This is a genomic window from Enterobacter sp. DC4, assembly GCF_000568095.1.
GTDB classification, from domain to species: Bacteria; Pseudomonadota; Gammaproteobacteria; order Enterobacterales; family Enterobacteriaceae; genus Enterobacter; species Enterobacter pseudoroggenkampii.
Window position 1 is genome coordinate 315,648 of sequence record NZ_AZUB01000004.1, and the last position, 13,669, is coordinate 329,316.

The window sequence follows — 13,669 nt, forward strand, 5'->3', positions numbered from 1 at the left end:
AAAAAAAAGCAATCGCCTTAAAACCGGAACCCGCCAGTGCCAAAAAGCGGAAGCCCCTGTTTCAGGGTTGGCGTTCTGATAGCCGTTATTTAACAGGATGATATCAAAACAGTTACCTGACGATGCGCTGACTATAAAAAATAAGGCCGTGTCCGTTACCGCCGGACAATCCCCTTTAAGAATTATGGTTTTTCCTCATTTGATAAACCTGACGGATAGCTGGTCAATACGCGCCAGGTTTTTTATCATGGTTCTTTCCCGTTTTCCCAGGTCTACTCGTGCACGAAATATTCACTATGCTGCTGGCGGTTTTTGACCGTGCGGCATTAATGCTGATTTGCCTGTTCTTCCTCATCCGCATTCGCCTGTTTCGCGAGCTGTTGCACAAATCCGCCCACTCGCCAAAAGAGCTGCTGGCCGTTACCGCCATCTTTTCGCTGTTCGCCCTGTTCAGCACATGGTCAGGCGTGCCGGTAGAGGGCTCGCTTGTTAACGTACGCATTATCGCCGTGATGTCCGGCGGAATTTTGTTTGGCCCGTGGGTGGGCGTTATCACCGGCGTGATTGCCGGAACCCATCGCTACCTGATTGATATCGGCGGCGTAACGGCGGTGCCCTGCTTTATTACCAGCATTATCGCCGGGGTGCTCTCCGGCTGGATCAGCCGCAAAATCCCGAAAAAACAGCGCTGGCGCGCCGGGATCGTCGCAGGCATGGTGTGCGAAACGCTGACTATGATCCTGGTCGTCGTCTGGGCCCCCACCACCGCCCTAGGGCTGGATATCGTTTCGAAAATCGGGATTCCGATGATCCTGGGCAGCGTGTGCATCGGTTTTATCGTGCTGCTGGTGCAAAGCGTTGAAGGGGAAAAAGAGGCCAGCGCTGCCCGTCAGGCCAAGCTGGCGCTGGATATCGCCAACAAAACGCTGCCGCTTTTCCGCCACGTTAACGCGGAATCGTTGCGTCAGGTCTGCGAGATTATCCGCCACGACATCCACGCAGACGCCGTCGCCATCACCAATATTGACCACGTGCTGGCCTACGTTGGCGTCGGGGAACACAACTATCGCGATAATGATGACACCATCAGCCCGACCACCAGACAGGCGATCAATTACGGTAAAATCATTATTAAAAACAATGACGAAGCCCACAGAACGCCGGAAATCCACTCCATGCTGGTGATCCCGCTGTGGGAGAAAGGCGTCGTGACGGGCACGCTGAAAATTTATTACTGTCACGCGCATCAGATCACCTCCTCCCTGCAGGAGATGGCGATTGGCCTGTCGCAGATTATCTCCACTCAGCTGGAAGTCTCCCGTGCAGAACAGCTGCGTGAGATGGCAAATAAGGCAGAGCTGCGCGCGCTGCAGAGCAAAATCAATCCCCATTTCCTGTTTAACGCGCTGAACGCGATCTCCTCGTCCATTCGTCTTAATCCGGACACCGCGCGCCAGCTGATTTTTAACCTGTCCCGCTATCTGCGCTACAACATCGAGCTGAAAGATGACGAGCAGATCGACATCAAAAAAGAGCTGTATCAGATCAAGGACTACATCGCCATTGAACAGGCGCGCTTTGGTGACAAGCTCACGGTCATTTACGATATTGATGAAGAGGTCAACTGCGTGATTCCGAGCCTGCTTATCCAGCCGCTGGTCGAAAACGCGATTGTTCACGGCATTCAGCCCTGTAAAGGCAAAGGGGTGGTCACCATCAGCATCACCGAAAGCGGTAACCGGGTACGCATTGCCGTGCGCGATACCGGCCACGGGATTGACCCAAAAGTCATTGAGCGCGTGGAGTCTAACGAGATGCCCGGGAATAAAATCGGCCTGCTGAACGTGCACCACCGGGTCAAGCTGCTTTACGGCGACGGACTGCATATTCAGCGTCTTGAGCCGGGCACCGAAATTGCTTTTTACGTCCCGAATGAGCGTTCTCCCGTTCATTCGACAACATCACTGTTGCCCCAGGTGGAGTAACCCATGAAAGTTATCATCGTAGAAGATGAATTCCTGGCTCAACAGGAGCTCACCTGGCTTATCAACACCCACAGCCAGATGGAGATTGTGGGTACGTTTGATGATGGTCTGGACGTGCTGAAGTTTTTGCAGCATAACCGGGTCGACGCCATTTTTCTGGATATAAATATCCCGTCGCTGGATGGCGTATTGCTGGCGCAAAACATCAATCAGTTTGCCCATAAGCCGTTTATTGTTTTCGTTACCGCATGGAAAGAGCACGCCGTAGAGGCCTTCGAGCTGGAGGCGTTTGACTATATCCTTAAGCCTTACCAGGAGTCGCGGATTGTCAGCATGCTGCAAAAGCTGGAGGCCGCATGGCAGCAGCAGACCGCCCCCGCTAGCGCCACCCCAACGGTACGGGAAAACGACACAATTAATCTGGTCAAAGACGAGCGCATCATCGTGACGCCGGTCAATGATATCTACTATGCCGAAGCCCATGAAAAGATGACGTTTGTTTATACGCGGCGGGAATCTTACGTGATGGCGATGAACATCACCGAGTTTTGCAGCAAGCTGCCTGCGTCGCACTTTTTCCGCTGCCACCGGTCGTTCTGCGTGAATTTAAACAAGATCCGCGAGATCGAACCCTGGTTTAACAACACCTACATTTTGCGTCTGAAGGATCTGGATTTTCAGGTGCCGGTGAGCCGCAGCAAGGTGAAAGAGTTCCGCCAGCTGATGCACCTGTAAAGAAAAAGCCCTCTCCCGCGGGAGAGGGCCATGCATCAGAGAATTTGACCGAGAACCTGACGCAGGTGGGCACCCGACCCCAGCAGGCCTGGATTATCATGCACGATCAGATAAACCGGAATGTCCTGCACGTAGCTTCTGAAGCGCCCTTTATCCTCAAACCCGCCGCGGAAGCCCGAGGCTTTAAAGAAGTCGAGGAAGCGCGGTACGATCCCGCCCGCAATATAGACCCCACCGAAGGTGCCCAGCGTCAGCGCCAGGTTGCCGCCGAAGCGTCCCATAATCACGCAGAACAGCGACAGGGCACGACGGCAGTCAATGCAGCTGTCCGCCAGCGCGCGTTCGGTGACGTCTTTCGGCTGCAGGTTTTCCGGCAGACGACCGTCAGATTTCACAATCGCACGGTACAGGTTCACCAGCCCCGGCCCCGAAAGGACGCGCTCGGCGGAGACGTGGCCGATCTCAGCGCGTAATTCTTCGAGGATAATGCCCTCTTCTTCGCTGTTTGGCGCAAAGTCTACGTGGCCGCCTTCACCCGGCAGGCTCACCCAGCGCTGAGCAACGTGCACCAGATGTGAAACGCCCAGTCCGGTCCCGGCCCCGTAAACCGCAATTGGCTTACCTTCGACAGGTTCAGCGCCGCCAAACTGGATCAGATGCTCCGGCTTCAGCATCGGGATCGCCATGGACACCGCGGTGAAGTCATTGATGATTTCAAGATGCGCAAAGCCGAGGTTTTTTTTCATCTCGGCGATGGAGAATGCCCAGGTATGGTTGGTCATTGCGACCCAGTCGCCGGTTATCGGACAGGCAATGGCGATGCAGCCATCTTCGACGCTTACCTGATGCTCGTCCAGATAGACGCGGACAACGGCCTCAAGGCTTGGATAATCCAGCCCTGAGTAGGTTTTCGCCTGGGAAATTTCACCGCTACTTACATCGCATAATGCGAGGCGCGCGTTCGTGCCGCCCACATCACCTACCAAAGCATACTTTGTCATTCTTCTACTGCTCCGCTAAAGTCAGAATAAATCTTTGGGACACTGTAAATTCAAGGCGTGATAACAACAACGGCCGTAAGGTGAATGCCCATGGATTATCGATCTTCGTCACAGAATAACTTTACCGTTTCAGCACCTTTTGCACTATTGCCATAAAGCTTAATGTGCAAAGTAACGTAATACCGTTTTGTACAAGGAAATCATCATGCTCCACCCGCGAGCCAGAACCATGCTGTTGCTGGCCATTCCGGCGCTAATCATTGGCGTGGTTTCAAGCCTGGTGCTCATTGTCGTGATGAAAGTCGCGTCGGTGCTGCAAACACTATTATGGAACGCACTTCCTGCAGGACTGGGCGTCACCGCTGACTCCCCTGCCTGGATCGTTGTGATGCTAACGTTGACCGGTATTGCGGTGGGCCTGGTGATCCGTTTCAGTCCTGGCCATGCTGGACCAGACCCGGCACAGGAACCGCTGATTGGTGCCCCGGTTTCTCCTTCGGCACTGCCGGGGCTGATTATCGCGTTGATTCTCGGTCTGGCCGGTGGCGTCAGCCTGGGACCAGAGCATCCGATTATGGCGGTCAACATTGGCCTGGCGGTTTTCCTCGGTTCACGCATTTTGCCCCGCGTCGGCGCGCTGGACTGGACCATTCTCGCCTCCGCAGGCACCATCGGAGCGCTTTTCGGTACACCCGTCGCTGCCGCACTGATCTTTTCGCAGACGCTCAGCAGCAATAACGACGTCCCCCTCTGGGATAAACTCTTTGCGCCGCTGATGGCCGCCGCCGCCGGGGCGTTGACCACCAGCCTGTTTTTCCATCCTCATTTTTCCCTCTCACTCCCCCACTACGGCCAGATGCAAATCGCCGATATTTTCAGCGGCGCCATCGTCGTTGCTATCGCCATCGCGCTGGGGATGGTGGCGGTATGGTGCCTTCCACGTCTGCACCGGCTAATGCATAGACTCAAACACCCGGTGTTAATTCTGGGGGCTGGCGGTTTGATCCTCGGTATTTTAGGGGCAATCGGTGGGACGGTGACGCTGTTTAAAGGTCTGGACGAGATGCAACAGCTGGCCTTCAGTCAGGTATTTAGCGTCTCCGACTATCTGCTGTTTGCCGTAATCAAGCTGGCAGCGCTGGTGGTGGCGGCCGCCTGCGGTTTCCGCGGTGGACGCATCTTCCCGGCGGTCTTTGTCGGCGTCGCGCTGGGGCTGATGCTGCACGAACATGTCGATGCGGTGCCGGCGGCGATTACCGTCTCCTGCTCTATTCTGGGACTGGTTCTGGTAGTCACGCGCGACGCGTGGCTCAGCCTGTTCATGGCGGCGGTAGTCGTACCGGATTCGACGCTTTTCCCTCTGCTTTGTATCGTGATGTTGCCCGCCTGGCTCCTGCTGGCGGGCAAACCGATGATGATGGCCTGGCGAAACGACAAGTAGTCAGGCGTTATTGCGCGCTTCCAGCGCTTTGGTAAGCGCCCCCAGCAGCGGTGGGATATCTGCTTTCGGCAGCATCACCTCAATCAGCGAGAGCCGCTCGTGGTGCGCCACTTTTTCAAGGACGTCCGCCAGCTGCTCCGCTTCACTGACCCGCCAGCACTGGGCCTGAGGATCAAGGCTCAGTGCCTGCGGGATTTGCGTCCAGTTCCATAGCGCAATGTCGTTATACCGCTGCTCCGGCCCGTGGATCGCCCTTTCTACCGTGTACCCTTCGTTGTTCAGAACCAGAATGATGGGGTGCTGTTTATCCCGCAGCATCGAGCCTAGCTCCTGAATGGTGAGCTGTGCCGCGCCATCCCCCGTCAGCACAATCACGCGCCGGTTCGGGCAGGCCGTTTGCGCGCCAAATGCCGCCGCCAGCGTATAGCCGATCGATCCCCACAGCGGCTGGACGATAAAATTCACGTCAGCCGGCAGACGAAGGTCGATCGCGCCGAAGGCCGAGGTGCCCTGATCCGCAAGAATGATGTCCCCCGGGCGGATAAACGTCTGCAACGTTTGCCAGAAATTCGCCTGCGTCAGCGAGCCATCCGGCTGCGGGTAGGCCATCGCGCTTTGAGAGGCCGGTACCGGCGTCTCGTGCACGTGCTGTTTACACAGCTCCACCAGCGTTTCGATTGCCTGGAGCATGGGGATGCCGGTAAACCAGATATCACCGACGCGTGAGGCGTGAGGCTGAACTTCTATCGTTTGAGCCGGGGTAAGCTGATGCGTGAAGCCGGCGGTCAGGGTATCGGTAAATCGCGTGCCGATGCACAGCACGGTATCCGCCCCTTCAATCGCCTCTTTTACCGCGCCTGCGCTCGCCGAACCGCTGTACGTGCCGTAAAAACCGGCGTGACGCTCGTCAAATATGCCTTTACCCATCAGCATGGTGGCGTGCGCCATCGGCACGTCCTTGACCCATTTCTGTAGCACATGCTTCAGGCCATGGCGCAGGACAAGGAAATCGGCCAGCAGCGCAGTACGCTTGCTCCTGGCAAGCCTGTTTTCTGCGGCATCCCGGAACGCTTTCAGACAGGCGCTATCGGCATGCGCGTGCCGGAGAGTGAGAGCGTTTACAGGCGGAGTGGCGGCTTTTTTTGCCACGTCGGCAGGCAGCATCAGATAGCCGGGACGACGTTCCCGGAGCATGGTCGTTAATACCCGGTCGATTTCATAACTGGCGTTTTGTTCGGTCAGGATCGCCTGTGCAGCGGTGATCGGTTCGCTCATATGGTAAAAATGACGAAACTCACCGTCGCCCAGCGTATGGTGCAGCAGCTCACCTCTTTGCTGTGACGCCGTACCCGGCGCACCCACAATATGCAAGACCGGAACGTGCTCGGCGTAGCTGCCCGCAATGCCGTTCATGGCGCTTAACTCTCCTACGCCAAATGTCGTCAGCAGCGCGGCGAAGCCCTTACATCGGGCATATCCGTCCGCGGCGTAAGAGGCGTTTAATTCGTTGGCACAGCCCACCCAACAGATATCCGGGCTGTCTATCACATGGTCGAGAAACTGCAGGTTATAGTCGCCCGGCACGCCAAACAGATGATCGGCTCCACAATCTGTAAGACGGTCCAGCAGGTAATCGGCGACGCAGTATGGGGTACGCATAAACAGGTATCCTTCTAATGTTTTGACCTCACCTTGAGTATTAAATAAGCGTGATGGCTGTCCAGAATTGGCGATAAGAAGGGCATGGAAAGAATGCTTTACAAAAAAGGCTGCGCTATGCTGCTTTTTTTCACGTAAATGTAAACGCATACACTGATTTTTCACTTCAGCGCCAGAGGTCACGAAAATGGGTTATCAGCCGGACAAAAATCGTTACGGGACAATGGAGTATCGCCGCTGCGGGCGAAGCGGGCTCAGGTTACCCGCCATCTCGCTTGGGCTGTGGCATAACTTTGGTGACATCACTCTTATCGAAAACAGCCGTCAACTTTTACAGCGCGCATTCGATCTGGGCATTACGCATTTCGACCTTGCCAACAACTATGGCCCGCCTCCCGGATCGGCCGAACGTAATTTCGGCCGTATTTTGCAGGAGGATTTCCTGCCCTGGCGCGATGAGCTGATCGTCTCTACCAAAGCGGGTTATACCATGTGGGAGGGTCCTTACGGCGACTGGGGGTCACGCAAATATCTGCTGGCGAGCCTCGATCAAAGCCTGAAGCGCATGGGGCTGGAGTATGTGGATATCTTCTATCATCACCGTCCAGACCCACAAACGCCGCTGCTGGAAACCATGAAAGCGCTTGACCATGTGGTGCGCCAGGGAAAAGCCCTGTACGTCGGGTTATCCAACTACCCGGCTGAACTGGCTCGCCAGGCGATTGATATCCTTAATGACCTCGGGACGCCCTGCCTTATCCACCAGCCGAAATACTCCCTCTTTGAACGTGCTCCAGAAGCGGGACTGCTGAACGTGCTGCAGGAAAAAGGGGTTGGCTGTATTCCCTTCTCGCCGCTGGCTGGCGGGCAACTGACCAACCGCTATCTGAACGGCATTCCGGCAGACTCACGCGCGGCAAGCGGCAGTCAGTTCCTTAACCCTGACCAGATAACCGAAGAGAAGCTGGAGAAGGTAAGAAAGCTGAACGCCATGGCGGAAGAGCGCGGCCAGAAGCTGTCCCAGATGGCGCTGGCCTGGGTATTACGCCATGAGAATGTGACGTCTGTGCTGATTGGGGCAAGTAAAGCGGCGCAGATTGATGACGCCGTGGGCATGCTGGCAAACCGCCATTTCTCTGCGGAAGAGCTGTCCCGTATAGAAGGGATCCTGAGCAGCTCAAAATAGAATCATTTTTAGCAAAAAGTGCTCTCACCCAGGAATTCGGAGTTGAGGCGATGATACGAAGCTTTACCAACTCGTAAAATTGCGTTAACAGGCCCCACAAAGGCTCCGATCGTGAAGGAGAAAGAGTATGTTCAGGTCACTGATTCTTGCAGCGGTATTACTGGCTTCGGCTCCGCTGATCGCCACTGCGGGCGAAATCACCCTGTTGCCATCAGTAAAATTACAAATTGGCGATCGTGACGACTACGGCAGATACTGGGACGGTGGCTACTGGCGCGACCGTGACTACTGGAACCGTCACTATGAGTGGCGCGGAGACCGCTGGTGGAAGCATGATAACGGCAGACACCGCGGCTGGTATAAAGACAGCGCCTACGAGCGCGGCTACCGTGAAGGGTGGAACGATCGTGATGACCGTCGCGGCGGCTGGGGTCGCGGCAAAGGTCACGGACATGGTCACCACGGTCATGACGACTAACAGCAAAAAGGAGCCTCACGGCTCCTTTTTCTTTTAGAGTCCCAACGCTGTACCAATCAGCAGCCACAGGTTCAGCGCCACCACCACCACCACGATGGCCCACCCGGTCCGTTTCACCAGCGTTGAGTTGACCAGTTCGCCCATCAGGTTTTTGTCGCTGGTAAAGATCAGCAGCGGCACCAGCGCCAGTGCGATGCCAAAGCTTAGCAGCACCTGGCTCATGACCAGAATTCGCGTTGGGTCGAGCCCCATCAGAATCACCACAAATGACGGCAGCATGGTGACGGAGCGACGCACCCACAGCGGAATATGGAACCGGACAAACCCCTGCATCACCACCTGGCCTGCCAGCGTGCCCACCACCGTGGAAGAAAGACCGGCAGCCACCAGGCTAAGACCAAATATCGTGGCGGCAGCATGGCTCAGCAGCGGCTCCAGCGTGAGATACGCCTGGTCGAGATCGGCAATACCGGTGTGACCGTTAAAGTGGAAAGCGGCAGCTGCGGTAGCCATCATCGCCAGATTGACAAACCCGGCGATGGTCATGGCGATCGCCACGTCCCATTTGGTGGCGGAGTAACGCTCTTTGCGCGTCCCACCGTGGAGATGCTGCGTCAGCGAGGAGTGCAGGTAAATCACATGCGGCATGATGGTCGCCCCCAATACCCCGGCGGCCAGGAACACCGCTTCCGAGGTTGGCAGGCTTGGGATCGCCATCCCTTTAGCGAGCTGCGCCAGATTCGGCTGTGAGAAAATCAGCTCGACGATATAGGCCGCCGCGACAAACAGCAGCAGACCGCCAATGACCTTCTCCAGCGGCTTTTGACCCCGACGCTGTAGCATCAGGATCAGGAACGTGGCAATCCCGGTGAGTACCGCCCCCTGCAACAGCGACACGCCCAGAATCAGCTTAAAGCCGATCGCTGCGCCGATAAACTCAGCGAGGTCAGTGGCCATAGCGATGATTTCCGCCTGGATCCAGTAGAGCCAGACGGCCGGACGCGGATAATGGTCGCGAATTTGCTCCGCCAGGTTTTTGCCCGTGGCAATCCCCAGCTTTGCAGAGAGCATCTGAATCAGCATCGCCATCAGGTTAGCCCAGACGACCACCCACAGCAGCTTATAGCCGAAGCTGGCCCCGGCCTGAATATTGGTCGCAAAGTTACCTGGATCGATATAGCCAATGGCAGCGATGAACGCAGGTCCCATTAATGCGAACCGCAACTTGCGCGCGGCTCTGCCACTGCTACCCTCTACGCGACTGTTTGTCATTTCTGCCTCTGAAATATAGCCTTTGCTATGTTTAATGCTATCAAAATGAGAATGATTATCAAGTTCATTTGTGAGGTTTACAGTGATTTCTCTGATAGCTTTGAACGATAGACGGGCGGGTAAGTGGGGCGATCTAACAGAAACTGAAATCGCGCGCGCTTTTGTGAAGACTAGCACACAAACTTAACTTTTCACTCATTTACCTAACATAACAAAAATGTATTGTGGATCACTATTTTTGAGACTCGTCACAGGATGTAACTATAGTGTGTCCTCGATCTCGTTTTCTTTTCGCTTGTTACATAGAATGTGCACGAAAATTAAACCTGCCTCATATTTGGAGCAAATATGGACCGCGTCCTTCATTTTGTCCTGGCACTTGTTGTCGTTACTGCACTTGCATTGCTGGTCAGCACAGACCGCAAAAAAATTCGTATCCGTTATGTTGTCCAGCTGCTGGTCATTGAAGTTTTACTTGCGTGGTTCTTCCTGAACTCCAACGTAGGCCTCGGCTTCGTAAAAGGCTTCTCCGAAATGTTCGAAAAACTGCTCGGATTCGCCAATGAAGGGACCAACTTTGTCTTCGGTAAAATGAACGACGAAGGTCTGGCGTTCTTCTTCCTGAAGGTTCTCTGCCCAATCGTCTTCATCTCCGCACTGATCGGTATTCTGCAGCACATCCGCGTTCTGCCGTTCATTATTCGTGGAATTGGCTTCCTGTTATCCAAAGTGAACGGCATGGGCAAGCTGGAATCCTTTAACGCCGTCAGTTCCCTGATCCTCGGTCAGTCTGAGAACTTCATCGCGTATAAAGATATTCTCGGCAAAATGTCCCGCAACCGCATGTACACCATGGCGGCAACCGCAATGTCTACCGTTTCCATGTCTATCGTGGGTGCGTATATGACCATGCTGGAGCCGAAGTATGTTGTTGCGGCGCTGGTTCTGAACATGTTCAGCACCTTTATCGTTCTGTCGCTGATCAACCCGTACCGCGTTGACGCCAGCGAAGAGAACATCCAGATGTCAAACCTGCACGAAGGCCAGAGCTTCTTCGAAATGCTGGGTGAGTACATTCTGGCCGGTTTCAAAGTGGCGATTATCGTTGCCGCCATGCTGATCGGCTTCATTGCGCTGATTTCTGGCCTGAACGCCCTGTTCGCCGCTGTGCTGGGCATCTCCTTCCAGGGGATTCTGGGCTACATCTTCTACCCTGTTGCATGGGTGATGGGTGTTCCTGCGCACGAAGCGCTGCAGGTGGGCAGTATCATGGCAACCAAGCTGGTATCTAACGAATTCGTTGCGATGATGGATCTGCAGAAAATTGCCAGCACGCTTTCTCCGCGCGCGGAAGGCATTCTCTCCGTGTTCCTGGTCTCCTTCGCTAACTTCTCGTCCATCGGGATTATCGCGGGTGCGATTAAAGGTCTGAACGAAGAACAGGGTAACGTGGTTTCTCGCTTTGGCCTGAAGCTGGTTTACGGCTCTACGCTGGTGAGCGTCCTGTCTGCTTCCATCGCGGCACTGGTACTGTAACGTTTACCGTTAAACAAAAAACCGGGAGCCTGGCTCCCGGTTTTTTTATGCCCGCAACTCTTCCAGCGGTTTGGGTTTACCTATCAGGTAGCCCTGCAGGTAATCCACGCCGAAGCGAAGCAGCATCTCCCGCTGCTCAGGTGTTTCTACATATTCCGCTACAACGCACAGCGATTTCGTCTTTGCCAGATTACACATCGACTGGACGATCATCGCATCCATATCGTCGGTACAAATGTCTTTAACAAAACAGCCGTCAATTTTAATGATATCTGCCTGCAGGCGTCTGAGACGCTCGTAGTTGGCGTAGCCAGTACCAAAATCATCAATGGCAATCCGGAAACCGTAATCCCGCAGCTGCTGAATATTGTGGATGCTGCAGCCAGAGTTTGAGAAGGCCTGCTCTTCGGTGATCTCAATCACGACGGCTTGCGGCGCAACGCCATAGCGTTCAAAGAGCGCGCAAATCTCGTTCGCCACCTCTTTTTGCATCAGCGTGAGCGGCATCAGATTGACGGAAAAACGGGCGCCAGCCTGCGTTGCAGGGTGATCGCGCAGCCACACCAGTAATTTTTCCATGACGCACATATCAAACCGATGGCTGAGGTTGAACTGGGCAATCAGCGGAATAAAGCGGTCAGGGGTGAAGATCTCGCCCTCGCTCTCCATACGCGCCAGGATTTCGTAATACCCGCTCCCGTCCGCTTTCTGGATCGGTTGCGCGTATAAATGGAACTGCCCCGCCTCAAGGGCATGCTTAATTCGCGCCAGCATCAGGACACGCTCTGTCGTTTGGCCTGATGCCGCCTCAAGGCTATTTGTGAGCGCGAGAACGTTTTGCTCTCCGCAGGCCTGCTCTGCCAGCCAGCTCAGCTGTCCCAGCGTGTGATGCAGCTTTTCGCCGTTTTCGACCATTCCCCAGGACGCGCCAAATTCAATATCCAGCCCGGTGTTGTTCCAGAAAATCTTACGGCTGTTCAGCCGATCGACCATGTGCTGGAGACGCTCGGCGGTTCCCGGCCCCAGTAATACCAGCACCAGTTCGCTTCCCGGAAGCTGGAAGAGCGTCTCATCTTTCTGCAAAAGCGGCTGTAGCGACGTGGCGATCGTACGTTTGCAGTGGACCCGCATGATAATCCCGTAGTGGCGGCTCAAAAACTCCAGGTTATCCATACGCAGAATGCACACTTTGGCATCCGGATGAATCTCGAGGTAATCCTCCAGCGCACGAATATTGGGCAAACCGGTCAGCGGATCGGTCAGCGCCCTGCCCTGCCAGCCCCGTTTCAGCCACTCGCTGCGCTGGTAAATTCGTGACATGTAAAGCAGACAGATAGCAAAAGAGATAAGCACGGACAGGATAAAAGAGAGCGAATGGCCCGATTCCACTCCGTTAAGGAAGTTGTAGTTGTAGGTCAACAGCAGGAGCGCGGATGCAGCCCACAGCAGAGAGATAAGCGCATAGGTCAGGCGGCTTATCGCTAAGGTAAAAAGAATAAAAATCAGCGGCATCAAGTAGCCCGCAATGACCGGTGATTCAAAAGGACCACATAAAATGACGAGAATGAAGCCTAAAAGCATCAGCCAGACAAAAATAAATAATAGATTCTTGTGATTAAACACGGGCTTCACGCTTCGCCGCCAGAAGGTCATGGCATAACGAGGATTAATTATCATTCTTAATGGGTAATAGAACATCATGGTAAAAATCAATGCCGCACATATCAGGCTTTGTATATCCACAACGTTATAAATTACCGTCCCTTCGCCGAAAAAGGTGGAAATAGTCACCGGAAAATCAAACAAATAGCCTGCCATATACATCGACAGTTTAATACCTAATGGCACAATAAAACCGAGCCAGAATATACGTAGCCCGATGTGCTTGTTAGGGATGCTGTGACGCCAGCGCTTGCCCAGCATGAGGCGCAGCAGGCCGCACGCCGCGAACAGCGCAAAGGTCTGACAGAACAGTAAAACTGAATATTGTAGCGGTGCTAAATTAACATAAAATAAATTAGTGACAGTAAAACCTAACACAATGGGAAGAATTGCCCTGCGCCCAAATAGCAGAATTACTGCCAGCATCACGCTTAGCGGTAGCCATGCTAAATAAACGTCGTGACCATTAACCATTGCGCGGGGGGAGAGATAACGGGAGACAGGTACCGCAATCAGACAAAGTGTCAGGGCAATTATAAATATCTTTACATTATTGTACGTTTTTCTATTCATTAAGCTGATGAGTATATTATCCGTTCGAATCATTGACCGGGTGGATAATAGGTTTATTAATTGCACGAATCAAGTTCAAGTCTATTTATAGACTGCTTTATTGATGTCGATTGAGGTGAGGTACGAGAATACCTTCTTTTT

At 54.1% G+C, this 13,669-nt stretch carries 10 protein-coding genes; 6 read left to right on the forward strand and 4 right to left on the reverse strand.

Annotation, left to right across the window (positions count from 1 at the left end):
- Window positions 1–278 precede the first annotated feature (278 nt).
- Window positions 279–1,985: a sensor histidine kinase gene (locus tag P349_RS10630; RefSeq protein WP_024907633.1), complete on the forward strand. Its 1,707-nt coding sequence runs from the start codon at window positions 279–281 to the stop codon at window positions 1,983–1,985.
- Window positions 1,986–1,988: 3 nt separating this feature from the next.
- A complete protein-coding gene (locus P349_RS10625; protein ID WP_024907632.1) occupies window positions 1,989–2,720 on the forward strand; it encodes a LytR/AlgR family response regulator transcription factor in 732 nt (243 codons plus the stop codon).
- A gap of 35 nt (window positions 2,721–2,755) precedes the next feature.
- On the opposite strand, the gene glk is transcribed toward P349_RS10625, so the two are convergent.
- The gene (gene glk, locus P349_RS10620) at window positions 2,756–3,721 is read right to left on the reverse strand and encodes a glucokinase (protein WP_032646682.1); all 966 of its coding nucleotides are present in this window, start codon (window positions 3,719–3,721) and stop codon (window positions 2,756–2,758) included.
- A gap of 205 nt (window positions 3,722–3,926) precedes the next feature.
- Between glk and P349_RS10615 the strand changes: the two genes are divergently transcribed.
- Complete coding sequence (locus P349_RS10615; protein ID WP_024907630.1) at window positions 3,927–5,162, forward strand: ion channel protein; 1,236 nt, start codon at window positions 3,927–3,929, stop codon at window positions 5,160–5,162.
- Here P349_RS10615 and ipdC read toward each other — a convergent pair whose 3' ends face one another.
- Complete coding sequence (ipdC, locus tag P349_RS10610; RefSeq protein ID WP_032646684.1) at window positions 5,163–6,821, reverse strand: indolepyruvate decarboxylase; 1,659 nt, start codon at window positions 6,819–6,821, stop codon at window positions 5,163–5,165.
- 187 nt (window positions 6,822–7,008) lie between these two features.
- On the opposite strand from ipdC, the gene mgrA reads away from it, so the two are divergent.
- Entirely contained in the window at window positions 7,009–8,007 is a 999-nt protein-coding gene (gene mgrA / locus P349_RS10605; RefSeq protein ID WP_032646685.1) for an L-glyceraldehyde 3-phosphate reductase, read from the forward strand.
- Between the two features lie 127 nt (window positions 8,008–8,134).
- On the forward strand, window positions 8,135–8,485 hold the full coding sequence (locus P349_RS10600) for a DUF2502 domain-containing protein (RefSeq protein ID WP_024907627.1): 351 nt from the start codon (window positions 8,135–8,137) through the stop codon (window positions 8,483–8,485).
- A gap of 33 nt (window positions 8,486–8,518) precedes the next feature.
- Here the strand turns inward: P349_RS10600 and P349_RS10595 are convergent, their stop codons facing one another.
- Window positions 8,519–9,757 (reverse strand): Nramp family divalent metal transporter, encoded by a 1,239-nt coding sequence (locus P349_RS10595; protein ID WP_024907626.1) that lies wholly within the window; start codon window positions 9,755–9,757, stop codon window positions 8,519–8,521.
- Window positions 9,758–10,105: 348 nt separating this feature from the next.
- Between P349_RS10595 and P349_RS10590 the strand changes: the two genes are divergently transcribed.
- Window positions 10,106–11,293, forward strand: coding sequence for a NupC/NupG family nucleoside CNT transporter (locus tag P349_RS10590; RefSeq protein ID WP_024907625.1), 1,188 nt, complete (start codon window positions 10,106–10,108; stop codon window positions 11,291–11,293).
- 45 nt (window positions 11,294–11,338) lie between these two features.
- Here the strand turns inward: P349_RS10590 and P349_RS10585 are convergent, their stop codons facing one another.
- A complete protein-coding gene (locus tag P349_RS10585; RefSeq protein WP_032646688.1) occupies window positions 11,339–13,528 on the reverse strand; it encodes a sensor domain-containing phosphodiesterase in 2,190 nt (729 codons plus the stop codon).
- Window positions 13,529–13,669 lie beyond the last annotated feature (141 nt).